General features: G+C 63.6%; 26 protein-coding genes and 2 riboswitches. Of the genes, 9 read left to right on the top strand and 17 right to left on the bottom strand.

The annotated features are described in order from the left end of the window. Positions 1–101: 101 nt before the first annotated feature. The 13 genes from lptB to pcaF are packed head-to-tail and all read right to left on the bottom strand — an operon-like array spanning position 102 to position 11,355. Entirely contained in the window at positions 102–860 is a 759-nt protein-coding gene (lptB, locus tag ACGYLO_RS01335; RefSeq protein WP_136720275.1) for an LPS export ABC transporter ATP-binding protein, read from the bottom strand. Next, a complete protein-coding gene (lptA, locus tag ACGYLO_RS01330; protein ID WP_394374296.1) occupies positions 857–1,330 on the bottom strand; it encodes a lipopolysaccharide transport periplasmic protein LptA in 474 nt (157 codons plus the stop codon). The genes lptB and lptA overlap by 4 nt, the downstream gene beginning before the upstream one ends. Before the next feature lie 26 nt (positions 1,331–1,356). Beyond that, positions 1,357–1,965 carry an LPS export ABC transporter periplasmic protein LptC gene (gene lptC / locus ACGYLO_RS01325; protein WP_271688703.1) on the bottom strand — a complete coding sequence of 203 codons (609 nt, stop codon included), beginning with the start codon at positions 1,963–1,965 and terminating at the stop codon, positions 1,357–1,359. Between the two features lie 6 nt (positions 1,966–1,971). Further along, positions 1,972–2,940 (bottom strand): SIS domain-containing protein, encoded by a 969-nt coding sequence (locus tag ACGYLO_RS01320; RefSeq protein ID WP_271688704.1) that lies wholly within the window; start codon positions 2,938–2,940, stop codon positions 1,972–1,974. Beyond that, a complete protein-coding gene (locus ACGYLO_RS01315; RefSeq protein WP_271688705.1) occupies positions 2,937–3,551 on the bottom strand; it encodes a ribonuclease D in 615 nt (204 codons plus the stop codon). The genes ACGYLO_RS01320 and ACGYLO_RS01315 overlap by 4 nt, the downstream gene beginning before the upstream one ends. A gap of 54 nt (positions 3,552–3,605) precedes the next feature. After that, complete coding sequence (locus tag ACGYLO_RS01310; protein ID WP_271688707.1) at positions 3,606–4,385, bottom strand: PaaX family transcriptional regulator C-terminal domain-containing protein; 780 nt, start codon at positions 4,383–4,385, stop codon at positions 3,606–3,608. After that, a complete protein-coding gene (gene paaZ, locus ACGYLO_RS01305; protein ID WP_271688708.1) occupies positions 4,375–6,399 on the bottom strand; it encodes a phenylacetic acid degradation bifunctional protein PaaZ in 2,025 nt (674 codons plus the stop codon). Before paaZ ends, ACGYLO_RS01310 begins: the two co-directional genes overlap by 11 nt. Before the next feature lie 10 nt (positions 6,400–6,409). Further along, positions 6,410–7,474 (bottom strand): 2Fe-2S iron-sulfur cluster-binding protein, encoded by a 1,065-nt coding sequence (locus tag ACGYLO_RS01300; protein ID WP_271688709.1) that lies wholly within the window; start codon positions 7,472–7,474, stop codon positions 6,410–6,412. A gap of 7 nt (positions 7,475–7,481) precedes the next feature. Further along, on the bottom strand, positions 7,482–8,030 hold the full coding sequence (gene paaD, locus ACGYLO_RS01295; RefSeq protein WP_271688710.1) for a 1,2-phenylacetyl-CoA epoxidase subunit PaaD: 549 nt from the start codon (positions 8,028–8,030) through the stop codon (positions 7,482–7,484). Continuing rightward, entirely contained in the window at positions 8,024–8,746 is a 723-nt protein-coding gene (gene paaC / locus ACGYLO_RS01290) for a 1,2-phenylacetyl-CoA epoxidase subunit PaaC (RefSeq protein WP_331619011.1), read from the bottom strand. The genes paaD and paaC overlap by 7 nt, the downstream gene beginning before the upstream one ends. 32 nt (positions 8,747–8,778) lie before the next feature. Next, positions 8,779–9,123, bottom strand: a complete 345-nt coding sequence (gene paaB, locus ACGYLO_RS01285) for a 1,2-phenylacetyl-CoA epoxidase subunit PaaB (protein WP_231886377.1) — start codon at positions 9,121–9,123, stop codon at positions 8,779–8,781. 5 nt (positions 9,124–9,128) lie between these two features. Continuing rightward, positions 9,129–10,121 carry a 1,2-phenylacetyl-CoA epoxidase subunit PaaA gene (gene paaA, locus ACGYLO_RS01280; protein ID WP_271688712.1) on the bottom strand — a complete coding sequence of 331 codons (993 nt, stop codon included), beginning with the start codon at positions 10,119–10,121 and terminating at the stop codon, positions 9,129–9,131. A gap of 28 nt (positions 10,122–10,149) precedes the next feature. Next, entirely contained in the window at positions 10,150–11,355 is a 1,206-nt protein-coding gene (pcaF, locus tag ACGYLO_RS01275) for a 3-oxoadipyl-CoA thiolase (RefSeq protein ID WP_271688713.1), read from the bottom strand. 206 nt (positions 11,356–11,561) lie between these two features. On the opposite strand from pcaF, the gene ACGYLO_RS01270 reads away from it, so the two are divergent. After that, the gene (locus tag ACGYLO_RS01270) at positions 11,562–13,109 is read left to right on the top strand and encodes an alkaline phosphatase (protein WP_271688714.1); all 1,548 of its coding nucleotides are present in this window, start codon (positions 11,562–11,564) and stop codon (positions 13,107–13,109) included. Between the two features lie 57 nt (positions 13,110–13,166). On the opposite strand, the gene cobO is transcribed toward ACGYLO_RS01270, so the two are convergent. From cobO to aroC, 3 genes are all read right to left on the bottom strand, one after another. Beyond that, the gene (gene cobO, locus ACGYLO_RS01265) at positions 13,167–13,772 is read right to left on the bottom strand and encodes a cob(I)yrinic acid a,c-diamide adenosyltransferase (RefSeq protein WP_067265789.1); all 606 of its coding nucleotides are present in this window, start codon (positions 13,770–13,772) and stop codon (positions 13,167–13,169) included. A gap of 70 nt (positions 13,773–13,842) precedes the next feature. After that, the gene (locus ACGYLO_RS01260) at positions 13,843–14,781 is read right to left on the bottom strand and encodes a DMT family transporter (protein ID WP_271688715.1); all 939 of its coding nucleotides are present in this window, start codon (positions 14,779–14,781) and stop codon (positions 13,843–13,845) included. Positions 14,782–14,791: 10 nt separating this feature from the next. After that, positions 14,792–15,901 carry a chorismate synthase gene (aroC, locus tag ACGYLO_RS01255; protein WP_271688716.1) on the bottom strand — a complete coding sequence of 370 codons (1,110 nt, stop codon included), beginning with the start codon at positions 15,899–15,901 and terminating at the stop codon, positions 14,792–14,794. 92 nt (positions 15,902–15,993) lie between these two features. Beyond that, positions 15,994–16,095: riboswitch (TPP riboswitch) on the top strand. A gap of 34 nt (positions 16,096–16,129) precedes the next feature. Here aroC and thiB point away from each other — a divergent pair. The 3 genes from thiB to ACGYLO_RS01240 are packed head-to-tail and all read left to right on the top strand — an operon-like array spanning position 16,130 to position 19,318. Then, complete coding sequence (gene thiB, locus ACGYLO_RS01250; RefSeq protein ID WP_271688717.1) at positions 16,130–17,107, top strand: thiamine ABC transporter substrate binding subunit; 978 nt, start codon at positions 16,130–16,132, stop codon at positions 17,105–17,107. Further along, positions 17,083–18,639: a thiamine/thiamine pyrophosphate ABC transporter permease ThiP gene (locus ACGYLO_RS01245; RefSeq protein ID WP_276154361.1), complete on the top strand. Its 1,557-nt coding sequence runs from the start codon at positions 17,083–17,085 to the stop codon at positions 18,637–18,639. The genes thiB and ACGYLO_RS01245 overlap by 25 nt, the downstream gene beginning before the upstream one ends. Continuing rightward, positions 18,626–19,318 (top strand): ATP-binding cassette domain-containing protein, encoded by a 693-nt coding sequence (locus ACGYLO_RS01240; RefSeq protein ID WP_271688719.1) that lies wholly within the window; start codon positions 18,626–18,628, stop codon positions 19,316–19,318. The genes ACGYLO_RS01245 and ACGYLO_RS01240 overlap by 14 nt, the downstream gene beginning before the upstream one ends. On the opposite strand, the gene ACGYLO_RS01235 is transcribed toward ACGYLO_RS01240, so the two are convergent. After that, positions 19,315–19,797, bottom strand: coding sequence for a 6,7-dimethyl-8-ribityllumazine synthase (locus ACGYLO_RS01235; RefSeq protein WP_394376338.1), 483 nt, complete (start codon positions 19,795–19,797; stop codon positions 19,315–19,317). The two genes, ACGYLO_RS01240 and ACGYLO_RS01235, sit on opposite strands and share 4 nt — an antisense overlap. A gap of 77 nt (positions 19,798–19,874) precedes the next feature. Next, positions 19,875–20,014: riboswitch (FMN riboswitch) on the bottom strand. 58 nt (positions 20,015–20,072) lie between these two features. On the opposite strand from ACGYLO_RS01235, the gene ACGYLO_RS01230 reads away from it, so the two are divergent. The 5 genes from ACGYLO_RS01230 to ACGYLO_RS01210 all read left to right on the top strand — a co-directional run bounded on the left by ACGYLO_RS01230 (position 20,073) and on the right by ACGYLO_RS01210 (position 24,872). Beyond that, on the top strand, positions 20,073–20,687 hold the full coding sequence (locus tag ACGYLO_RS01230; RefSeq protein WP_271688721.1) for an FMN-binding negative transcriptional regulator: 615 nt from the start codon (positions 20,073–20,075) through the stop codon (positions 20,685–20,687). 60 nt (positions 20,688–20,747) lie between these two features. Continuing rightward, complete coding sequence (locus ACGYLO_RS01225; protein WP_271688722.1) at positions 20,748–21,356, top strand: glutathione S-transferase; 609 nt, start codon at positions 20,748–20,750, stop codon at positions 21,354–21,356. Positions 21,357–21,546: 190 nt separating this feature from the next. Beyond that, entirely contained in the window at positions 21,547–22,107 is a 561-nt protein-coding gene (petA, locus tag ACGYLO_RS01220; protein WP_271688723.1) for a ubiquinol-cytochrome c reductase iron-sulfur subunit, read from the top strand. A gap of 15 nt (positions 22,108–22,122) precedes the next feature. Further along, a complete protein-coding gene (gene petB / locus ACGYLO_RS01215; RefSeq protein ID WP_067265773.1) occupies positions 22,123–23,466 on the top strand; it encodes a cytochrome b in 1,344 nt (447 codons plus the stop codon). Between the two features lie 11 nt (positions 23,467–23,477). Further along, a complete protein-coding gene (locus ACGYLO_RS01210; protein WP_271688724.1) occupies positions 23,478–24,872 on the top strand; it encodes a cytochrome c1 in 1,395 nt (464 codons plus the stop codon). Positions 24,873–24,957 lie beyond the last annotated feature (85 nt).

The following is a 24,957-nucleotide window of genomic DNA, read 5'->3' as shown; positions in this document are numbered from 1 at the left end:
TGCGCGCGCCATCCTTTTATCGCTACAATCAGAGCGGTTTTCCGCATCATGCGAGCAAGGCTTCGCCGAGGGCTGGCAGGCCCGGAAAAACGCGCTAAGTCTTAGGAAATACGGAAATTATCGCCAAGGTAGACGCGGCGGACATTCTCGTTTTGCACAACTTCTTCGGGCGTTCCGGACATCAGAACTTTGCCCTCATGCAGAATATAGGCGCGGTCCACGATCTCTAGGGTTTCGCGCACGTTGTGGTCGGTGATCAGCACCCCGATGCCGCGTTTCTTGAGGTCGGCAACCAGTTGCCGGATGTCCCCGACCGAGATTGGATCGACCCCGGCAAAGGGTTCATCAAGCAGCAGATAGTTCGGGTTGGCGGCCAGACAGCGGGCGATTTCCACCCGGCGTCGTTCCCCGCCCGATAGCGCCAGGGCAGGTGCGCGGCGCAGGTGTTCGATGGAAAATTCGGTCAGCAACTCTTCCAGCCGCTCGCGGCGCTGGTGGCGGTGTTTGACCCGGATATCGAGGATTGCGCTGATGTTGTCTTGCACCGACAGCCCGCGAAAAATGCTCATCTCCTGCGGCAGATAGCCGATGCCAAGCTGCGCGCGGCGGTACATCGGCAGGGTGGTCACGTCTTTGCCGTCCACCGTGACGCGCCCGCCCTCGGGCGTGACCAGACCGGCCACCGCGTAGAATGTCGTCGTCTTGCCTGAGCCGTTCGGCCCCAAAAGCGCCACGACCTCCCCCCGGTCAAGCGCCATCGAAAAGTCGCGGATCACCGCTTTCTTGCGGTAAGACTTGCGCAGATGTTGAATGCGCAGGCCGGAATCGCCCCCGGCGACTTTCAGCTCGGGCGGCATCAGTTGTCGCTGCCGGGCTGCAAAATGGTCTTCACGCCGCCCGACATCTGCGCCGTGCCGTCGTTCAGGTTCACCGTCATTTCCTGCGCGCTCAGCGCACTGGGGCCTTGGGTCATCAGCACATCGCCGCGCATCACCAAGGTGCCGGCGTCGATGTCGTAATCGGCGCGCTGCGATTCAGCGGCGTCCTCCCCCGCGACCAAGACCACGCCGCCGGTGGCCTCCAGCTTGGCAATGCCCTGATCCGAGGCGCGATAGACGACCTCAACCTTACCGGCAGAAAGGGTCATTTCGCCTTGAGAAATCAATACATTGCCCGTGAAGACGGCGGTGCCCGTGGCATTGTCGACCGACAGGTTATCGGCGGTCACTTCGACGGGTTGGCTGGTGTCTTGCTCAAGCGCGCCGAAGGCGACATTGGCAGATTGTGCAGAGACAGGGGCGGCCTGCAGCGCGAAAAACAGCGGCAGCATCAAAATAAACAAGTGTCTCAAGGCAGTTACTCTTTCGTTGCTTGCGGGGTGTATATCAGTTTCACACCCTTTGTGAAAAGCAATTGCGATCCGGCGCTGTTCTGCCGGTTGGTGATGGCCATGCTGCCGGCGGTGATCTCACCCGCGGGGCTGGTGGCGCGCACCGGGCCGGGCGATTGCAGGTCCAGCGTGGTGAGGTTCGAGATCATCCGCTCGGACAGGATTTCGTAGCCGGTTGAGGTGCTAACCCGCACATTGCCCGCCAGTTCCGCCGCCTCTGCGCCGGTGTCGAACCGCCCGCTGTTGGAGTGCAGCGTGATTTTGGAGCCGCCTTCTAGGTCCAGCGTCGCCTTGATGTCTTCGGCCTCATTGGTGCCGGTCTCCCCGCCGGGGGTGGTCAGCTTTTCGGCAGAGAAAGAGATTAGATCGCCATCCGCGGTGGTGCCGGAATAGAAAGGGCCGGTGATCTGCTGGTCGCGCAGCCGTTCCTGAACCTCTTTGTCCGCGAAAGGGATCACGGCCTGCGGTTCAATCGCCCGCGACAGCAGGAACAGGGTCGATAGCAGCGCCAGCGCGATTAGCGGAAAGAGCACTTTCAGCCACGACACGACACGAGAGTGGCGATCCCCCTTCATCCGGCGTCACCCCAGCCCGACGCGCAGGCAGTCGTGGATATGCAGCAGGCCGATGGGCGATTTGCCGTCGTTCTGCGCGGGGTCGGTCACGATAAGACAGGTGATTTTGCGGCTGTTCATCACGCCCACGGCCTTTTCGGCCAATTCGTCGGGGGTGATGGTCACGGGCGAGGGGGTCATGACATCGCGGGCGGTCATGGTCATCAAGCCATCCAAATGCCGGGCGAGGTCACCCATGGTGATGATCCCGGCCAGCGCGCCTTCCGCATCGGTGACGCAGACCACGCCAAAGCCCTTGCGGCTGATCTCGCTCAGCGCCTCGGGCATCGGGGCGTCGGCGGTGACCAGCGGCAGCTTATCGCCCACATGCATCAGATCGGCCACGCGGCTCAGCCTTGCGCCCAGCTTGCCGCCGGGGTGGAAGTCGCGGAAATGCTCGGCGGTGAAGGCGCGGTTTTCCATCAACGCCACGGCCACGGCATCGCCCATCGCCAGCGTCAGCGTGGTCGAGGTGGTGGGCACCACGCCGGTGCCGCAGGCCTCTGCCGTGCGGGGCAGTTCAAGCACCACGTCGCTATGGCGGCCAAGGCTGCTTTCGGGGCGGCTGGTGAGGCCAATAAGCGGGATCTCGTAGCGGCGCGAATAGGCGATGAGGTTCGCAAGCTCGGGCGCTTCGCCGGAGTTGGAGATTGCCAGCACCACATCGGCGGCGGTGATCATGCCTAGATCGCCGTGGCTCGCTTCGGCCGGGTGGACGAATTGCGCGGGCGTGCCGGTGGAGGCCAGCGTCGCCGCGATCTTATTGCCGATATGGCCCGATTTGCCGATGCCGGTGACGATCACGCGGCCCTTGCAGGTGCGCATCAGGTCAACCGCGGCGCGAAAGCGGTCATCGAGGTTGTCGGCCAAGAGCGTCAGCGCGTCGGCTTCGCAGCGGATCACCCGGCGGGCGGTGTCGAGGAAAGGTGTGTTCATGCGTGTGCGAAGATGTCCGTGTCCGGCCATCCCTCCAGATCCAGCCGGGCGCGCATGGGCAGGAAATCGAAACAGGCCTGCGCCATGTCCATCCGGCCTTCGCGTATCAGGCGTTTGTTAAGTTCATCGCGCAGCCGGTGCAGGTAAAGCACGTCAGAGGCGGCATAGTCGATCTGCGCTTGGGTCAGATCTTCGGCCCCCCAATCGCTGGATTGCTGCTGTTTCGAAATATCGACGCTCAGAAGTTCTTGGCAAAGCTTCGCCAGCCCGTGCCGGTCGGTATAGGTGCGCACCAGTCGGCTGGCGATCTTGGTGCAATAGACCGGCGTCGCGGTGGCGCCAAAGGTGTTGAGCATTGCGGCAATGTCGAAGCGGCCATAGTGGAACAGCTTCAGCACATGAGGGTTCTCCAGCAGCGCGCAGAGGTTCGGCGCCTCGGTCTGGCCCTTGGCGACCTGCACCAGATGCGCGTGACCATCGCCGCCCGAAAGCTGCACGACACAGAGCCGGTCGCGATGCGGATGCAGCCCCATCGTTTCGCAATCAATCGCGACCATCGGCCCAAGGTCGAGGTCATTCGGCAGGTCGTTCTGATAGAGGAAATTTGTCATGAGCACGTCTATATCCTGCTTGTCCGGCATGGGAAAGCAGGGCTTTGCGCTGCGTCAGGCGGCGGCCAGATCCCGCAATGCGGGGCGCGGGTAGCGATGTAGCAGGCGGTCGACGAGTAGATGACACTGGTAGCCGGGCCACTCGGGGCGGATCAGCCCACCGGGCAGGGCGGGGTGCTTCAGCACCAATCGCCGCCAATTGTGTACGATCAAACAGCGCAGCACGGCGACGTCTAGGGCTGTGAATTGCTCTGGGTCGGGAAGTTCGGCATCCAAGCCGGTAAGGGCGACCAAAAGCGCGGCATAGTCGGCTTCAAGCTCGGCGGGTTCCACCGCGCGCCGCAGCCAATCGGGCGGCGGCGCGCCGGGCAGGGCAAGGCAGCCTTCGGGCGCGACGCTCTCGGCCCGTCCGACATAGGCGCGGGGCAGGGCGGCGATGAAACCCGCGCCGCGCAGGGCACTGTCGGTCTCGCGTCCGTTCTCTTCGGTCAATACCATTTGCCAAGGCTCGGTCAGGTCCGGCGCTGCGGCGTAGATGCGCGGGCTGGCGGCGGCGCTTTCCGCGCGGCCTTGGGCGGTCAGACTGTGTTGGCTGATCCGCCCCACCTTGTGCGACTGCAGCCAGCCGTCATTGCGCAGCCGGTGCAGCGCCACGCGGCTCGCCTCGGGCCGCACGTCGAGCGCGGACATGATCTGCGACAGCACCGGTCCGTCGATCGCATTACCCTGTCCCTGCGCCAGATCGCCGAAAAGGCTGACCATCAGCGACCAAACCCGCTGACCGCCAAGGCCAGCGAGTGCCGCGACGACCGAGGGGGCGTGGTCAGACGGCATTCATCGTCAGCAGGTCGTATTCGGCGACCGCTTCCTCACGCTGGTTGGTGAGGGTCACATGCCAGCGCACCTCGCCGTATTCTTCGTTGCGCGGTGTCTTGTGCTTGACCGAGAGCCGCACCTTGATGCTGTCCCCGGCCGAGACAGGCTCAAGAAAGCGTAGGTTGTCGAGGCCGGTATTGGCCAGCACGGGGCCGGGGTCGGGCTGCACGAAAAGCCCCGCGGCGAAACTCAGCAGCAGATAGCCATGCGCCACGCGCCCCGGGAAGAAGGGGTTCGCGGCGGCGGCCTCGTCATCCATGTGGGCATAGAAGGTATCGCCGGTGAAATGGGCGAAGGTCTCGATATCCTCGAGCGTGACCTCGCGGGTGGGCGAATGGAAAGTCTCGCCCAGATCAAGCTCGGTGAAGCGACGGGTGAAGGGATGTGCGCGGTCGGTGATCTCTTCCGCGCCGGGCACCCATTGCTTGCCGATGGCGGTGAGGATGTCGGGGCTGCCCTGCACGGCGGTGCGCTGCATGTAATGCATCACGCCGCGCACGCCGCCCAACTCCTCGCCGCCGCCCGCGCGGCCCGGGCCGCCATGCACCATATGCGGCAACGGGGAGCCATGGCCGGTGGCCTCGCCCATAGATTTGCGGTTGTTGAAGTAGAGCCGTCCGTGGAAGGCCGCGGAGCCCATCGTCAACTCGCGCGCGACTTCGCCGTCGTTGGTGATGAGGGAGGCAACGAGCGAGCCTTGGCCGCGGTTCAGAAGCGCGCTCGCATGGGCGAGATCGCGGTAGGGCATGAGGGTGGAAACCGGGCCGAAAGCCTCGGTGTCATGCACGCGCTCGGCGGCGTCGGGGTCGGCGCAGTGGAACAGCATCGGCGGCAGGAAGGCGCCCTTGTCGCGGTCGGCGCCCTTCACGGTGAAGTTGTCGGGGTCGCCGAAAACGCGCTCGGCCTCGGCGCTCAGCAGCCCGACCTTCTCCAACACATCGCGTTTCTGACTGCCCGAGACCAGCGCGCCCATGCGCGTGTCCTCGGCCCGCGGATCGCCGATGGTGGTCTTTGCAAGGCGCTCGGACAGGGCTGAGATCACCACGTCGACCTGCGCCTGCGGCACCATGATACGGCGGATGGCGGTGCATTTCTGCCCCGCCTTGGCGGTCATCTCGCGCTGCACTTCCTTGACGAAAAGGTCGAATTCGGGCGTCCCCGGCACGGCATCGGGGCCGAGGACGGAAGCATTCAGGCTGTCTTGTTCAGAGGTGAAGCGCACGGAGTTTTCCATGAGCTTCGGATTGCCACGCAGCTTCAGCGCGGTGTCGGCGGAGCCGGTGAAGGCCACGGCATCCTGACAGCCGAGCAAATCGAGCATGTCGCCCAAGCCGCCGCTCACGAATTGCAAAGCACCCTTCGGCAGCAGCCCGCTGTCCAGCATCAGACGCACGCAATGCTCGGTGACATAGCAGGTGGCGGTGGCCGGTTTCACGATTGCCGGCACGCCGGCGAGCAGCGTCGGCGCCAGTTTCTCCAACATGCCCCAGACCGGGAAGTTGAAGGCGTTGATATGCACGGCCACGCCCTGCAGCGGGGTGCAGATATGCCGCCCCATGAACTGCCCCTCGCGGCCCAGTTGTTCGGGCGCGCCGTCGAGGTAGACATGGGCGTCCGGCATCTCGCGCCGGCCCTTGGAGGCGAAGACCAGCATCGTGCCAATGCCGCCATCCACGTCGATCTTGTGGTCCGAGAGCGTGGCCCCGGTGTCGTAGCTCAGGTCATAGAGCGCTTGCTTGTGCTCCATCAGATGCAGCGCCAGCGCCTTCAGCATCCGTGCGCGGTCATGGAAGGTCATGGCCCGCAGGGCGGGACCGCCGTGTTCGCGGGCAAAGCCCAGCATGGCACCCGCGTCGAGCGCGTCGTTGCCGGCCTGCGCGATCACCTCGCCGGTGATGGCGCTGGCGATACTGCGGGCGCCGGCCCCGGGGGCCAGCCATTCGCCGGCGGCGTAACTGTGAATATCGCGCATGTCGGCTCCTTCAGTGGGTGTCGTAGTCGATGACGAGCGTGTCGCTCAGCGGGTAGGACTGGCAGGTCAGCACGTAGCCGCGTTCGACTTCGTAATCCTCCAGCGCGTGGTTCGAGATCATCTCGACCTCGCCTTCCAGCACCTTGCCCATGCAGGTCGAACAGACCCCGGCCTTGCAGGAAAACGGCGCCTCCTGCCCGTTCTCCAGCGCGGCTTCGAGCACCGATTGCCCCTTCTGCATGGTGAAGCTACGCCGCGCGCCGTCGATGATGACGGTGATCTCGGTGCCCTTCTGGCCCTCGCTGCGCTTGGCCATTTCCTGTTTCGCCAGACGGCCCTGCTGGCTTTCGCTGAAGAGTTCGAACTTGATCTGCTCGTCGGTCAGCCCATTGGTCTTCAGCGCCTCGGCGATGGCCAGCATCATCGGTTCCGGCCCGCAGATGAAGGAGGTGTCGATGTTGTCGATCTGAATCCAATGCTTAAACAGCGCATCGCATTTGTCCTGGTCAACGCGGCCCTCGAAAAGCTCCATGTCCTGCCCGGATTCGAGGATGTGGATCACCGTCAGGCGGCCCATGTAGCGGTTCTTAAGGTCTTCGAGTTCCTCGCGGAACATGATCGTGTTCACCGCGCGGTTGGCATAGACCAGCGTGAAGGTCGACTGCGGCTCGCGTATCAGCACGGTTTTCAGGATCGACAGCACCGGGGTAATGCCCGAGCCCCCCGCGAAACCGAGGTAGTTCTTCGCCACCTCCGGCTCGATCGGGGTGTAGAACTTGCCCTGCGGCGGCATGGCGTGCAGCACGTCGCCGACCTTAAGCTCGGTATTGGCATAGGTCGAGAAGGCCCCGCCATCGACGCGCTTGATGCCGACCTTCAGCTCGCCGTCGTCGAGACCGGCGCAGATCGAATAGTTGCGGCGCAACTCGGTGCCGTCGAAATCCTGCTTGAAGGTCAGGTACTGGCCTTGGGTGAAGGCGAAGGCTTCGGGGTCTTCCGGCTTCAGCGTCAGCACCACGGCATCGCGGATGGTGTGATGAATGTCGGTGACGGTGAGGGGGTGGAACTGGCTCATCGGGGCCTCAGATACATTTGAAATAGTCAAAGGGTTCAAGGCAGTCCAAGCACCGCCATTGCGCCTTGCAGGGGGTCGAGCCGAACTGGCTGATCCGCTCCACCGCTTTCGATTGGCAGTGCGGGCAGTGCTGCGGCCCGCCGGCGGGGCGGGGCGGCGCGATGCCGTAGGCTTCAAGCTTGGCGCGGCCGGTGTCACTCATCCATTCGGTGGTCCAAGGCGGGGAGAGCTGGCGTTTCAACTCCAGCTTTTCGATCCCGTGGCCGTGCAGCGCCGTCTCGATGTCGAGGTTGATGATGCTGGTAGCCGGGCAGCCCGAATAGGTCGGTGTGATGGTGACGACCAGCGTGTCGCCCTGCCATGCCACATCGCGGATGATGCCCAGATCGGTGAGCGAAATCGCCGGGATCTCGGGGTCCGGGATCGCGGAGAGCCACGCCCAGACCGTCTTGACCGACGGCTTCTCGCCGCGGGCGGGGCCGCGCGAGGGGGACCCGCGCACCACCCCCGGCACCGGCGCGGGGGCGGGCCGGCTGTGGGGGGCGGGTTTCACCATGTGGCGTCCGGGTAGGCGCGTTGCAGCCACTGCATCTGGGTCAGCATATGGCCCAGATGTTCGCTGTGCCGCGCGCCGCTTTTCCCGCCCCTATGGGCAAAGTCGTCCTCGGGCTTACTGAGGGTCGCCGCCGCCAGCGTGTCGCCGACCAGTTGGTCGTAGCTTTTGCGCATGCTCGCCGGATCGGGGGCGATACCGGCTTCGGCCATGGCGGCGTCAACATCATCGCTGATGAACATCTCACCCACATAGGGCCAAAGCAGGTCGAGAGCCGCCTGCATCCGGCGGTGGCTTTCCTCGGTCCCGTCACCAAGGCCGATCACCGTGTCGGAGGACCGCTCCAAATGATAGGTCACCTCTTTCGCCGATTTTTCGGCGATGGCGGCGATCTCTTTGTCGCTAGAGTCGATCAGCGCGGTCAACTGCGCCAAATGCCATGCGTCGAACAGGAACTGCCGCATCATGGTCTGGCCGAAATCGCCGTTGGGCTGTTCCACCAGCAGGACATTGCGAAAGTCCCAGACATCGCGGTGAAAGGCGAGCTTGTCGGCGTCGCGGCCTGCGCCCTCGACCTCGCCCGAGAGTCCCAGCCAAAGCTGGGTCTGGCCAATCAGGTCGAGCGCTACGTTCGCCAGCGCGATGTCCTCTTCCAGCACCGGCGCCACGCCGCACCATTCCGAGACGCGGTGCCCGAGCACCAGCGCGTTGTCACCCATGCGGCAGAGGAATTCGAACTTGGGATCGGTGCTCACATCGCCCCCACTTCGTCGGGAATGTCGTAGAAGGTCGGGTGGCGGTAGACCTTGTCGTTCGCCGGCTCATAGAGCGCGCCCTTCTCCTCGGGCGAGGAGGCGGCGATGGCGCTGGCTTCGACCGCCCAGATGCTCACGCCCTCGTTGCGGCGGGTATAGACGTCGCGGGCGTTCTTGATCGCCATTTCCGCATCCGCCGCATGCAGGCTGCCGACATGGCGGTGGCTCAGCCCGTGCTGGCCGCGGATGAAGATTTCCCATAGGGGCCATTCGGTGGGCCGTGCGTCGCCGTGGGGGGCGGCTTCGGTGCCTTTGTATTCGCTGGATTCAGGGCTGCTCATGTCGCTTACTCCGCTGCCATTTGTCTGCTGCGCTTCTTCTCGGCGTGGGCCAGAAGCCCCTCGCGCACCCAGCGGCCCTCGTCCCAAGCCTTGTTGCGCGCCGCCAGCCGTTCGGTGTTGCAGGGGCCGTTGCCCTTGAGCACCTGGAAGAACTCTTCCCAGTCCGGTTCGGCAAAATCGTAGTGGCCGGTCTCTTCGTTGAACTTCAGCGTCTCGTCGGGGATCGTGAGGCCGAGGTATTCGGCCTGCGGCACCGTCTCGTCGACGAACTTTTGGCGCAGCTCGTCATTGGTGTTCATCTTAATCTTCCACGCCATTGACTGCGCGGAATGGACCGAATCCTTATCCGAGGGGCCGAACATCATCAGCGCCGGGAACCAGAAGCGGTTGAGCGCGTCCTGCGCCATCTTGCGCTGGGCGGGCGTGCCATTGGCCATCTTCATCATGATGTCGAAGCCTTGGCGCTGGTGGAAGCTTTCTTCCTTGCAGATGCGGACCATGGCACGGGCGTAGGGCCCGTAGGAGGTGCGCTGCAGCGGCACCTGATTCATGATCGCGGCACCATCGACGAGCCAGCCCACGGCGCCCATGTCGGCCCATGTCAGCGTGGGATAGTTGAAGATCGAGGAATACTTCATCTTCCCGGAAAGGAGGTCGCGGGTCATCTGGTCGCGGGTCACGCCCAGCGTTTCCGCCGCGCAGTAGAGGTAGAGACCGTGGCCGGCCTCGTCCTGCACCTTGGCCAGAAGGATCGCCTTGCGCTCCAACGTCGGCGCGCGGGTGATCCAGTTGCCTTCCGGCAACTGGCCCACGATCTCGGAATGCGCATGCTGTCCGATCTGGCGGATCAGGTTCTTGCGATAGCCGTCGGGCATCCAGTCCTTGGGCTCGATCTTGCCGCCCGCGTCGATGCGTTCCTGAAAGGCGCGCTCGTCGGGGTCCATCTCGTCGAGGGATTTGACGCCCTTGCCAGTGGATTTGATCATCTGTGCATACATCGGTCCGTTCCTTTCGAGGAAAGAAGTGTCAGCCTGCGTTTTCGAGGATCAGGGCAACGCCCTGACCCACGCCCACACACATGGTACATAGCGCGTATTTGCCGCCCGTCCGCTTGAGCTGCAGCGCCGCCGTCATCACCAGACGCGCGCCGGACATGCCAAGGGGGTGGCCGATTGCGATGGCGCCGCCGTTGGCGTTCACATGGGGTGCGTCGTCCGGCACGCCAAGGGCGCGCAGCGTGGCGAGGCCTTGGCTCGCGAAGGCTTCGTTAAGCTCGATCACATCCATCTGCTCGATCGTGAGGCCCGCGCGGTCCAGCACCTTGCGCACCGCAGGGATCGGGCCGATGCCCATAACGCGTGGCTCGACGCCCGCCGCGGACATGGCGACGACGCGGGCGATGGGGGCAAGACCGTGGTCCTTCACGCCCGCCTCAGAGGCCAGCAGCATTGCCGCAGCACCGTCGTTCACGCCCGAGGCATTGCCGGCAGTAACGGTGAGATCCGCGCCGTTGATGCCGCGCAGCTTGCCGAGTTTTTCCAGCGTGGTGCCGGGGCGGGGGTGTTCGTCGCTGTCGACGACGATATCCTCGCCCTTGCGCTGTGGAATGGTGACCGGGGCGATCTCCTCAGCAAAAATGCCTTTCTCGGCGGCGGCGGCATAGCGTTCCTGGCTGCGCGCGGCGAAGGCGTCCTGATCTTCACGCGACACGTCATAATCGGCGGCGACGTTGTCGGCGGTCTCGGGCATGGAATCCACGCCGAACTGCGCCTTCATCTTCGGGTTTACGAAGCGCCAGCCGATGGTGGTGTCATAGACGGCGTTGCTGCGCGAAAAGGCGGTTTCGGCCTTGGGCATCACGAATGGCGCGCGCGACATGCTTTCGATCCCGCCGGCGATGGCGAGGTCCATATCGCCCGCGCGGATCGCCCGGGCGGCGGCGCCCACGGCGTCCATGCCGCTGGCGCAGAGACGGTTGATCGTGGCACCCGGTACATCGACCGGCAGACCGGCCAATAGCGACGCCATGCGTGCCACGTTGCGGTTGTCCTCGCCCGCCTGATTGGCGCAGCCCATGATCACGTCATCGACCCGCGCCCAGTCGACGGAAGGGTTCCGCTCCATCAGCGCCTTCAACGGCACGGCGGCCAAGTCATCGGCGCGAACCGAAGAGAGGGCGCCGCCGTAACGGCCAATGGGGGTGCGCTGCGCGTCGCAGATGAATGCCTGCATGGGGGTCTCCTGTTGTTGCACCGCAATCTACACATCGGGGCGATTCGGTTCAATCAAAATGTTACGGAAAGAAAATAGGGTACGGATTTTGGTAACACGTCATCGCGCTGTCACCAAAGCTTTGCCAAAGAGTCACGCAGCTGTCGGCCATCTGTCACGCATCGGGGGTTCTGTGCCGCCATCGCCACCCTCAGAGGAAGCTCACGATGACCAAACTGATCCGCCCGACCCGTCGCGCTGTGCTGGCGGGCTCCACCGCCTTTGCCGCAAGCCTTGCCATGCCCAGCCTTAGCCGTGCGGCCTCGCGCCCGATGTTTACCCATGGGGTGCAATCGGGCGATGTCGACACGCAGTCCGGCATGATCTGGACCCGGACCGACCGCCCGGCGCGGGTGAAGGTCGAAATCTCCACCACCGAAAGCTTTGCCAACGCGCGCCAGCTTGCGCCGATGAACGCCCTGCCGAACCACGATCTGGCGGTGAAACGTCTGGTCGAAGGGCTGCCCTCGGATCAGGATATCTTTTACCGCTTCACCGCCGCCGATCTGAGCGACATCAACGCCACCTCCGAGCCGATCATCGGCCAGTTCCGCACCGCGCCCACCGCGCGCCGCGACGTGCGCTTTGCTTGGTCCGGTGACACCGCCGGTCAGGGCTGGGGCATCGACGATGAGGGCATGCGCACCTATGCGACCATGGCCAAACACCGCCCCGACTTCTTCCTGCATTCCGGTGACACCATCTATGCCGATGGCCCGCTTGAGGATGAGGTCCAGCTTGACGATGGCACGATGTGGAAGAACACCACCATCATCGACGAGAAACGCAAGGTGGCTGAGACGCTGGACGAATACCGCGGTCAGTGGAAATACAACCTGATGGACGCCCATGTGCGCGAGATGAACGCCCATGTGCCGACCTTCATGCAGTGGGACGACCATGAAGTCGTGAACAACTGGTCCTCCTCGCGCAGCCTGATGGAAGACGACCGCTATAGCGAGAAGTCGATCCATGTCCTCGCCGCCCGCGCTTCGCAGGCCTTCCATGAGATGACCCCGCTGCGCATCACCCCCGCCGAGCCGGGCCGGGTCTACCGCAAGATCAACTACGGTCCGATGCTGGATGTCTTCTTCCTCGACCTGCGCAGCTACCGGGGGCCGAACAGCGAGAACATGCAGACCGAGATGTCGCAGGCCACCGATATCCTCGGGGCCGAGCAGATGGCATGGCTCAAGCGCGAGCTGACCAATTCGGCGGCCACATGGAAGATCATCGCCTGCGACATGCCCATCGGTCTGGTCGTCGGCGGCGGGGCCGAGGCGGTCGCCAATGGCGACAATGGTGCCGCCAAGGGCCGCGAGCAAGAGATCGCGGGGCTGCTGCGTTTCATCAAGACCGCGCAGGTCGACAACGTGGTCTGGTTCACGGCGGATGTGCATTACACCGCCGCGCATTACTACAACCCCGACAAAGCGCAGTTTCAGGACTTTGACCCGTTCTGGGAGTTTGTCTCGGGCCCGCTGCACGCCGGCACCTTCGGCCCGAACGAATTGGACGGCACCTTTGGCCCCGAGTTGAAATACGTCAAAGCGCCCGAAGAAGGGCAGGTGAACCTGCCGCCCTCCGCCGGTCTGCAATTCTTTGGCTTGGTCGATATCGACGCCAAGACCCAGCAGATGAAAGTGCGCCTGATGGACCGCGCCGATACCGAGCTCTACTCGGTTACGCTCGACCCCAAGGGCGCGGCGATCTAAGCGCCCTCTGCATGGCACAGCCAGAGGATCGCCCGGAAGCGGGCGATCCTTTTCGTTTCAGTAGTCGACGCCGCGCTGTGCTTTGATGCCCGCTTTGAACGGGTGTTTAACCTCGGACATTTCAGTTACCAGATCGGCATAGTCGCAAAGCTCGGGCCGGGCGTCGCGGCCTGTCAGCACCACGGCGGTGCGCTTGTCGCGGGCGTCAAGCCCGGCGATCACGTCTTCGATTTTGAGGTATTCGTAGCGGATGGCGATGTTGATCTCATCCATCACCACAAGGTCATAGTCGCCGCTCTCCATCATCTCGCGCGCCTTGCCGAATGCGGCCTCGGCGGCGGCGATGTCGCGGTTGCGGTCTTGGGTGTCCCAAGTGAAGCCTTCGCCCATCGTGTGCCATGTCACCTCGTCCAACCGTTCAAAGAACAATCGTTCGCCGGTTTTCCATTTGCCCTTGATGAACTGCACCACGCCGACGCGCTGCTTCCAGCCAAGCGCGCGTACCACGACGCCGAAGGCGGAAGAGGATTTGCCCTTGCCCGGGCCGGTATGGACCAGCACCAGACCCTTGTCCGGGTCTTGCAACTCGGCCACCTTGGCGCGCTGTTCGGCCTGACGCTGCTGCATCTTTTCCTTGTGATCTTTCGGATCCGCGTCGCTCATCGGTCATCTCCTCTATCCGGTTTCGGGGCACCATAGGGAGAGGCCGGGCCGGGCGAAAGCCCGCATTCGATCACGCTTTGGGATCGGTGACAGATCGCGCCTTGCCACGCTCCATCCCCAACTGCCGCTCGCGCCAGATCACCAGCGCGCCCGCGCTGATCACCAACGCCGCGCCCGCCAGCATCATCATCGTGGGCAGTTCGGCAAAGAAGACATAGCCCAGCAAAATGGCGAAAAGCATCGAGGAGTAGTCATAGGGCGCCAGCATCGAGGCCGAGCCGAAGCGATAGGCCGAGGTAATCAGGATTTGCGCCACCCCGCCGATCAACCCGGCGAGGACCAGCAGGCCAAAGGTTTGCAGATCGGGGATGACCCAGCCGAAGGGCAGGGTGCAAAGCGCCAGCAGGGAGGCAGTGCAGGAGAAGTAAAAGACGATTGCGGCGGTGTCTTCGTTCTGTACCAATTGGCGAATGTGGATCTGCACGAGGCTGCGCACCATCGTCGCCATCAGGATCAGCAACGCGCCGATGGTGGCTGTCTGCTCCATCGTGCCGATGCTGGTGAAACGCGGCCAGAGGATGATCATCACCCCCACCAACCCGATCGCCACAGCACTCACGCGGATCAGGCGGATTTTCTCGCCCAGCAACACGGCGGCGAGGATGACGGTGAAAATCGGTGTGGCAAAACCGATGGCCGTGACCTCGGGCAGGGGCAGCAGGCCGAGGCCGGTAAAGGTCAGCCCCATCGCCGTGGTGCCGAACAGCCCGCGCCAGACATGGCCCATCGGGTTTTGCGTCTTTAGCCCGCTCTTCAATTTGCCGCGCTGTGCCAGCCAGATCAGGATCACTGGAATGGCAAAGAAGGAGCGGAAGAAGACAGACTCCCCGGCGGGAACCTCGTCGGCCAGCGATTTGATGATCGCGGACATGCAGGTGAAAAGCAGGATCGCCGTGATTTTCAGTCCGACACCAAGGGCGGGGCGGGCGGAGAAATCATCGACTTTCATGCTTTGATCCTCACGCCTCGGGGCCAATTATGCCGCGGTTCTGGCCAATCTGTCCGCGATGCAGCAGCAGGTGATCCAGCAGCACGCAGGCCATCATCGCCTCGCCCACCGGCACCGCGCGGATGCCGACGCAGGGATCGTGACGGCCCTTGGTGATGATCTCGGTCTCTTCGCCCTGTTTCGTGATCGTGCGCCGCGTGGTCAGGATGCTGGAGGTCGGCTTCACCGCGAAACGCAGCACCACATCCTGCCCGGTGCTGATCCCGCCCAAGATGCCGCCGGCGTGGTTCGAGGAATATTCCGGCCCATCGGGTCCCATGGTGATCTCATCGGCATTCAATTCGCCGGTCAGCATCGCCGCCGACATGCCCTCGCCGATCTCCACGCCCTTGACGGCATTGATGCTCATCATCGCGGCGGCCAGATCGGTGTCGAGCTTGCCATAGACCGGCGCGCCGAGGCCCGCAGGCACGCCGCGCGCCGTCACTTCGATGATCGCGCCGACGCTGCTGCCCGATTTGCGCAGCCCGTCGAGGTAGTCGGCCCAGTCCGCCGCTGCTTTGGCATCCGGCACCCAAAAGGGGTTTTGGTCGATCTGGTCCCAGTCAAAGGCATCGCGGTCGATCTTATGCGGCCCCATCTGCACCATGTAGCCGGTGATCTGAAGCTCCGGCGCCAGCGCCTTGATCGCCTCACGCGCCAGACCGCCCGCCGCCACCCGCGCGGCGGTTTCCCGGGCCGAGGAACGGCCACCCCCGCGATAGTCGCGGATGCCGTATTTTTGGAAATAGGTGATGTCGGCGTGACCGGGGCGGAACTTGTCCTTGATGTCGCCGTAGTCTTTGGAACGCTGATCGGTGTTCTCGATCATCAACTGGATCGGCGTGCCGGTGGTGACCCCTTCGAAGGTGCCCGACAGGATCCGCACTTCATCCGCTTCGCGCCGCTGAGTGGTGTATTTGTTCTGGCCCGGTTTGCGCTTGTCGAGCCAATGTTGAATCATGCCCTCGTCAATCGGCACGTCGGGGGGGCAGCCGTCGATGGTCGCCCCAAGGGCGGGCCCGTGGCTCTCGCCCCATGTAGTGACCCGGTAAAGATGGCCAAAGCTGTTGATCGACATGGGCGGACCTCCTGTTGTCAAACCCTTAGCCGGGCCAGCGCCCTGCCTCAAGGGGATTTGCCTTGCCAATTGTGCAGGTCCGATCTACCCCTGACGCTACCTCGGGGGGCCTTTGGGCTGAGATGTGCATGCTGTGCGGACCCGTTGAACCTGAACCGGTTAACACCGGCGGAGGGAAGGTCAGGACAGACATCCACCTTTTACCTTTCGCCGCAAAAGGAGGATGCGATGAAGTATCTTACACTTGCTGCGGGCGTCATGGGCGCATCGGCCGCATGGGCCGAGACGCCTGAACTGACGGTCTATACCTACGACAGTTTCGTCACCGAATGGGGGCCGGGCCCGGCCATCGAAGAGGGGTTCGAGGCCCACTGCGGCTGCGATCTGAAATTCGTCGGCATGGGCGACGGTGCGGCCTTGCTGGCGCGGCTCAAGCTTGAAGGCGCACGGTCCGACGCGGATATCGTGCTGGGGCTGGACACCAGCCTTGTCGCCGCCGCGAAAGAGACCGATCTGTTTGCGCCGAGCGGGTTGCAGGCCGACTATGACCTGCCGATCACTTGGGAAGACGAGGTCTTCGTGCCCTATGACTGGGGCTACTTCGCCTTTGTCCACGGCACCGATCTGGGCGCGCCCGGTAATTTCAAAGCGCTGGCCGAAAGCGATCTGAAAATCGTGATCCAAGACCCGCGCTCCTCAACGCCCGGTTTGGGCCTGCTGATGTGGGTCAAAGCGGCATACGGCGACGACGCACCTGAGGTTTGGGCAGGACTGGCGGATAACGTCGTGACCGTGACCAAAGGGTGGTCCGAAGCCTACGGACTCTTCCTCGAAGGCGAAGCCGATATGGTGCTGAGCTACACCACCTCTCCGGCCTATCACCTGATCGCGGAGGAGGACGACAGCAAGACCGCGGCGCTGTTCGACGAGGGCCATTACATGCAGATCGAAGTGGCGGGGAAGCTCGCCGGGTCGGATCAGCCGGAACTGGCGGATCGGTTCTTGCAATACCTCGTCTCTGATGCCGCGCAATCGGTGCTGCCGACGACCAACTGGATGTATCCCGCCGTGACGCCCGAAGGCGGTCTGCCCGCAGGGTTCGAGGGCATGATCCAGCCCGGCAAGGCGCTGTTGGTACCGAACGGCGAGGTCCCCGCGCTCCGTGAGGAGGCTTTGGACGAATGGCTGACCGCGCTGTCGCGTTAAGCGGCAAGACGGGGCTTTTCGCCGCCGCGCTGGTGGCGGGGCTGATCCTTGCCGCTTTGGTCGCCGTTTTCGCGGCAGCCGATGTGGGCGCAGGGCTTGGCCCGGCGGATTGGGCGGCGGTGCGGTTTACCGCGACGCAGGCGGTCTGGTCGGCGGTGCTTTCGGTGCTGCTGGCCGTGCCGGTGGCGCGGGCCTTGGCGCGGCGGCGGTTCTGGGGGCGTGGGGCGCTGATCACGCTGCTGGGCGCGCCTTTCATTCTGCCGGTGATCGTGGCGGTGCTGGGGCTGCTGACCGTCTTTGGCCGCTCGGGCGTGCTGAACCAGTTTGGCGCGGCTCTTGGCCTGCCGCCGGTGTCAATCTACGGGCTGCATGGCGTGGTTCTGGCGCATGTCTTCTTCAACCTGCCGCTTGCGACGCGGCTTTTGCTGCAAGGCTGGCAGAGCATCCCGTCCGAGCGGTTTCGGCTCGCGGGGCAGCTCCAGATGACGCCGCGGGCGCTGTTTCTGGCGCTGGAATGGCCGATGCTGCGGCAGGTGCTGCCCGGTGTGGCGGCGCTAATTTTTGTGATTTGCCTGACCAGTTTCGCCGTGGCGCTGACGCTAGGCGGTGGGCCGCGGGCGACGACGGTTGAATTGGCGATCTATCAGGCCTTTCGGTTTGACTTTGATCTGGGGCGCGCCGCGCTTCTGTCCGTGGTGCAGCTTGTTCTGGCTGGCGCAGCGGCGGTGGCAGCGCTTTGGCTGATCCCGCCGATCAGCTTGGGCGGCGGGTTGGACCGCCCCCTGCGCCGCTGGGATGCGCGGGGCGGCGTGCAGCGAGCGTTGGACGGGCTGGTGATCGCGCTCGCCGCGCTGTTCTTGCTGCTGCCGCTGGGGGCCGTGGTGCTGCGCGGGCTGGCGGGGGTCGCGCAACTGCCTGCCTCGGTCTGGCAGGCCTCCGGGAATAGCATTCTGGTGGCGGGGTTGAGCGTGGCGGTGCTGGCCCTGCTGGCGCTGCCGATGGCAGGCTGGATCGCCACCCGGCGACGCGGCGGGGTGGAGGCGATTGGCCTGATGGGGCTTGCGGCCTCTCCGCTGATGATTGGCACGGGGTGGTTCATCTTGATCAACCCTGTGCTGGACCCGGCACGGCTGAGCTTGCCGGTCACCGCCTTGGTCAACGCGCTGATGGCGCTGCCTTTCGTGCTGCGCATTCTGGTGCCGCGCCTGCGCGAGACCTTGAAGGATTATGGCCCCCTGACCCAGACCCTCGGCATGAAAGGCTGGGCGCTGTGGCGGCTGCTGGTCCTGCCGCGTCTGCGCCCGCAACTTGGTTTTGCCGCCGGGCTGACGGGGGCGCTCTCGGTGGGGGATCTCGGCGTGATCGCGCTTTTCGCCGATCAGGAACGTGCGACGCTGCCTTTGCAGATGTACCGTCTGATGGGCGCCTACCGGATGGAGGCCGCGGCGGGCGCAGCGCTGCTTTTGCTGGTCTTGGCGCTGGCGGTGTTTTTCATCTGCGACAAATGGGGGCGCTGGCATGCTGACGCTTGAAGATATGCGCATTGAGCGGGGCGAGTTCTCCCTCGCGGCCGATATGACACTGGCGCAGGGGCGCAACTACGCGGTGATCGGCCCCTCCGGGTCGGGCAAGTCGACCCTGCTGGCGGCAATCTGTGGGTTCGTGCCGGTGGCGGCGGGGCGGTTGTTGCGGGAGGGGGAGGAGATCACGGATCAACATCCCGGCCAGCGCGGCATGACGATGCTGTTTCAGGACAACAACCTATTCCCGCATCTCACCGTGCGGCAGAACGTCGGCCTTGGCCTGCGCCCCGATTTGCGGCTGAAAGCAGCGGATCGGGAGGCGGTCGATGCCGCCCTCGCGCGGGTGGGGCTTGCCACCCATGCCGCCAAACGCCCGGGCGCGCTGTCGGGCGGGCAGCAAAGCCGCGTGGCGCTGGCGCGGGTGCTGGTGCAGGCGCGGCCTTGGGTGCTGTTGGACGAACCCTTCGCCGCGCTCGGCCCGGCGCTGCGGGTCGAGATGCTGGATCTGGTCCAAGACCTCGCCCGTGAGACCGGCGCGGGGCTGATCATGGTGACCCATGCCCCCGATGACGTGCGCCGCATTGCGGATGAGGTGATCTTTGTCGAAGGCGGGCGCGCCCATGCGCCGGGACCGGCGGCGGAATTGCTCGACAACCCGCCCCCGGCCCTGCGCGCCTATCTCGGCTAGGCGGCGGAAATTTTTGAAATTTCCGCGCCGTTTTCTTTTGAAGAAAACTTCTCCAGCGCTTGGGTCATGCCAAGGGCGGCCTGCGCAGCCTCGCGCCCCTTGGTGACGAAATGATCGCGGTAGATCGCGTTGTGATGATCCGTTTCCTGATAGTGGTGCGGCGTGAGCGAGACCGACAGCACCGGCAGGTCGCAGTCCAGCCCCACGCGCATCAGCCCATCGATCACCGTCTGCGCTACGAAGTCATGCCGGTAAATGCCGCCATCCACCACGAAGGCCGCGCAGATCACGGCGTCGTAGCGGCCCGTCTTGGCCAGACGCTGCGCCATGAGCGGCAGTTCAAAGGCACCGGGAACGGCAAAGCTGTCCACCTGCGCGGCGTCAATAACTTCGGTAAACCCGTCATAGGCGCGGTCGACGATATCCGCATGCCAGCTTGCACGCACAAAGGCGAAACGGGCGGAACGTTCTTGTGTCATGGTGATCTCCTTTAGGTTCAGACACGTCCACCCAAGGCGATCACGCGCAACGACCGAGGCTTCGCCCCCGTCTTTGTTCGCATTCTCTTTCATCCGGACTGTGACCGTCGGCTCTGGAGTCGCACCAGATCTGCTGACACCTTCGAAAAGGCCGCTCGCGGGCTTGCGGGGACCGCTTACCGCCGGTGGGGAATTCCGCCCCGCCCTGAGAATGATGTCAGGTTGCCAAGTTGCGCAAGGCTCTGCAATACCAAAAGAAACGCATAGGAGGCACCATGCACCCCAATCCGATCTACCGCAAAGAGGGCCGCGACCGGAACCTTGTCTTTGCTCGTGACACCGGCTTTGGCGTTCTGGCGATCAACGGGGCAGAGGGGCCGTTGATGGCGCATGTGCCTTTCATCCTGAACGACGCCGGGGATTTGGCCGAGTTGCATCTGGTGCGCCCCAACCCCATCGCGCGGGCGCTGAAAACCCCGCAGCCGGTGCGTTTGGCCGTAACGGGGGCCGACAGCTATGTCTCGCCCGATTGGTACGGGATCGAGGATCAGGTGCCGACATGGAACTATGTGGCCGTGCATCTGACCGGCAGGCTAGAGCTTCGCCCTGCAGAGGAACTGCCCGATCTGTTGGCCCGGCAATCGGCGATCTATGAGGCGCGGCTGGCCCCAAAGACCCCGTGGAAGATGGACAAGATGACCCCCGAGGCGCGGGACAAGATGCTGCGGATGATCGTGCCTTGCCAGCTCCGCGTCACCGGGGTCGACGGCACGTGGAAGCTGGGACAGAACAAGGATGCGGCCGTGCGTCTCGCGGCGGCGGAGCAGATGGCGGCGCATGGGTTCGGTACGGATCCGGCGGTGATGGCGGCCCTGATGCGCGGGGTGTGATCCCCGTTGCGTCTGGCGCGGCCCCGTTGAATAGTGCGGGCAACCAAGGGGGGACTTCACGTGAAACTATTTTATTCTCCAACCTCACCCTATGTCCGCAAGGTCATGGTGTTGCTGCATGAAACGGGTCAGCTTGATGATGTCGCGCTAGAGCCGACTTCGGGCACGCCGCTGGCCCCTGCCGAAGGCTTTGCCGCACGCAATCCACTGACCAAAGTGCCTGCGCTGGAGCGGCCGGACGGCTGCACGCTTTACGACAGCCGGGTGATCTGCGCCTATTTGGATGACCGCGCCGGGGCGGGGCTTTACCCCCAAGGCACAAGCAGGTGGGACACTTTGACGCTGGAGGCCACGGCGGATGGCATGCTCGATGCTGCGCTCGCCATGGTCTATGAGGGCAAGCTGCGCCCCGAAGATAAACGCATGTCGGAATGGGTCGAAGGCCAGTGGGGCAAGGTCGACCGGGCCTGTAAGACGCTTAACAATCAATGGGCTGCACATTTGGCTGGGCCCTTGGACATGGGGCAAATCGCGCTTGGCTGTGCCTTGGGATATATCGATTTCCGCCATGCTGCGCGGGATTGGCGGGCTGGAAACCCCGATCTGGCGGCATGGTTCGATGCCTTTGATTCGCGCCCCGCGATGACCCATACCGCGCCGCCGCAGTAAGCGTGCCGTAATGATATTGCCACAATCGCGGTATTTTTGCCGCGTTGTGGCGCGGTTGATCCAAGATGCGCGGCTTTGACATCTGGACGGGCGCGGTCCATCCCGGTAGATAGCGGCGAGAAGTCAGGTGGCAAGGTGACGCCACCCCTATGTCTGTCGGCCAAAGTCGGCCAAGAATTGGAGTAAACCCGTGTCCCAAGCAGAAGAACACGCAGGCACCCGGAGGGATTTCCTGTATTACGCGACAGCCGGTACAGGTGCCGTCGCCGTTGGTGCCGCCGTCTGGCCGCTGGTCAACCAGATGAACCCCTCTGCCGACGTAAAGGCGCTGTCGTCCATTCGTGTGGATGTGTCCGGCGTCGAAGTCGGGACGCAGCTGACCGTGAAATGGCTGGGCAAGCCGGTGTTCATTCGCCGCCGCACCGAGGCCGAGATCGAAGAGGCAAGCGCTGTTGACGTGTCCAGCCTGCCTGACCCCATCGCGCAGAACGCCAACCTGGGCGGCGACGTGCCCGCCACGGATGCCAACCGCGCCTTGGACGAAAGCGGCGAGTGGCTGGTTCAGATGGGCGTTTGCACACACCTCGGCTGCGTGCCCTTGGGTGATGCTGGCGACTTTGGCGGCTGGTTCTGCCCCTGCCACGGGTCGCACTACGATACCGCGGGCCGCATCCGTAAAGGGCCGGCTCCGCGCAACTTGCCGGTGCCTGTCGCCGAATTCGTGGACGAGTCCACGATCAAACTGGGTTAAGGGAGCGGAAGAGAGATGTCTGGAATTCCTCACGACCATTACGAGCCGAATTCGAACGGCGAAAAGTGGCTGCACCGCCGCCTTCCCATCGTTGGCCTGTTGTACGACACATTGATGATCCCCACGCCCAAGAACCTGAACTGGATGTGGATCTGGGGCATCGTGCTGACTTTCTGTCTGGCACTGCAGATCATCACCGGCATCGTTCTGGTGATGCACTACACGCCGCATGTCGATCTGGCCTTCTCGTCGGTTGAGCACATCATGCGCAACGTGAACGGCGGCTATATGATCCGCTATCTGCATATGAACGGCGCGTCGCTGTTCTTTATCGCGGTCTATGCGCATATTTTCCGTGGTCTCTACTATGGCTCCTATAAAGCCCCGCGTGAGATCACATGGATCATCGGCATGTTGATCTATCTGCTGATGATGGCCACCGGCTTTATGGGCTACGTTCTGCCTTGGGGTCAGATGTCCTTCTGGGGCGCGACCGTGATTACCGGCCTCTTTGGCGCGGTGCCCTTCGTCGGTGAAACACTGCAGACATTCCTGCTGGGTGGACCTGCCGTTGATAACGCGACGCTGAACCGCTTCTTCTCGTTGCACTATCTGCTGCCCTTCGTAATTGCGGGCCTTGTGGTTCTCCACATCTGGGCCTTCCACACGACCGGCAATAACAACCCCACCGGGGTCGAAGTGCGCCGCACCTCGAAGGAAGACGCCAAGAAAGACACGCTGCCGTTCTGGCCCTACTTCGTGATCAAGGACTTGTTCGCGCTGGCCGTGATCCTGACGCTGTTCTTCGCGGTTGTTGGCTTCATGCCGAACTATCTGGGCCACCCGGACAACTACATCGAAGCCAACGCTCTGGCGACGCCTGCACACATCGTGCCGGAATGGTACTTCCTGCCTTTCTACGCGATCCTGCGGGCCTTCACCTCTGAGGTTTGGGTTGTGCAGATCGCGTCCTTCGTGACCGGTGGCATCATCGACGCCAAGTTCTTCGGCGTGCTGGCGATGTTCGGTGCGATTGCCGTGATGGCGCTGGTGCCATGGCTGGACACATCCTCTGTACGTTCGGGCCGGTATCGTCCGATGTTCAAATGGTGGTTCGCTCTGCTGGTGATCGACTTCTTCGCCCTGATGTGGCTGGGTGCGATGCCCGCAGAAGAGCCCTATGCGAGCTTCTCACTGATCGCTTCGGCCTATTGGTTCGCCTACTTCCTCGTGATCCTGCCCCTCTTGGGCGTGATCGAGAAGCCGCTGGCGCAGCCTGAAACCATCGAAGCCGACTTTGACGCGCATTACGCGCCGAAGGCAGGCGGCACCAAGACGCTTGTGAACCCGGCGGAATAAGGATCATGACCATGATGAAGACCAACCTCCTTTCTGCCGTGGTAACTCTGGGCCTTGCCCTGCCGGGGACGGCGGTGCTGGCGCAGGACACAGCGACAGAAGAAGAACTGCTAACAACTCCGGCGGAAACGCCGGAGGCCGAAGCCGAAACCGCGCCTGCTGAAGCGCCAGCGGCGGAAGAGGCACCTGCTGAAACTGACGCGCCCGCAGCCGAACCCGAGGTCGACGCGGCCCCGGCTGACGAACCCGCGGTTGAGGCAGCCCCTGCTGAGGACACCGCAACCGAAGAGGCACCTGCTGCCGAGGCTCCGGTTGATGACGCACCAACTGAAGAGGCGACAACCGAAGAAGCTCCGGCTGAAACGGCGCCTGCCGAGGAAGCACCAGTAGCGGAAGAGGCCCCGGCCGAAGAAACCGCCACTGAGGATGCTGCCACCGAGGAAGCGCCCGAAGAGGTTTCTGCCGAAGACGCCGAAGAAGCGCCTGCCGAGGAAGTCGAAGCCACGGACGAAGCGCAATCGACAGCCGAGGAAAACGCTGAAAACGAAGTGATCGCCGAAGACGATGTTGCCGGTCAGGCGCATAGTGATGACCCCAACGTGGGTGTCATGGAAGCGGAAGACCACGGCGAGGAAACTGCCGCTGAAGATCACGCCGGTGACGACGATCAGGGTGACGATTCCCACGCCACACCGCATATCGACAACATCGATTTCTCTTTCGATGGTCCGTTCGGCGGTTACGACGTAAACCAGCTCCAGCGCGGTCTGCAGATCTACACCGAGGTTTGCGCGGCCTGCCACGGTCTGGAGTATGTCGCGATGCGGACATTGTCGGACGAAACCGGTCCGAACATGCCCGAAGAGCAGGTGATCGAATACGCCAAAGGCTATGACGTCTATGACGCCGAGCTGGACGACACCCGCCCCGGCACCCCGGTTGACCACTTCCCCGGCTCCAACCTGCCGAACGCACCTGACCTCTCGCTGATGGCCAAGAAACGCGCCGCGTTCCACGGCCCCTACGGTTTGGGCATCAACCAGTTCCTCAAAGGGATCGGCGGGCCGGAGTATATCACCGCACTTCTGGCCGGCTACACAGGCGAAGAGAAAGAGCAAGCGGGCACGGTTCTTTATGAGAACACTGTCTTCCCGGGCGGCTGGATCGCCATGGCGCCCCCGTTGTCGGATGAGCTGGTCGAGTTCGCGGATGAGCATGCCAACGACGTGCAGCACATGGCCGAAGATGTCTCTGCCTTCCTGATGTGGACCGCCGAGCCCAAGCTGGGCGCGCGCAAGCAGGCTGGCTTTGCCGGGGTCGTGCTGTTGGGTCTGTTGTCGGTGCTGCTGTACCTGACCAACAAAAAGCTCTGGGCACCGGTCAAGAACCGTCGCAAGGACGGCTGATCGGGCCACGGCTTTTGGAAATGAGAAGGGCGTCGGGAAACCGGCGCCCTTTTGCTTTTTTGGCCATGCGTAATGGTGGCGGCCA

The sequence above is a fragment of the Sulfitobacter sp. 1A13353 genome, from assembly GCF_043557255.1.
Lineage (GTDB): Bacteria > Pseudomonadota > Alphaproteobacteria > Rhodobacterales > Rhodobacteraceae > Sulfitobacter > Sulfitobacter faviae.
Note: the sequence above shows the minus strand (reverse complement) of the source record. Positions and strands in the feature narration are given on the sequence as shown.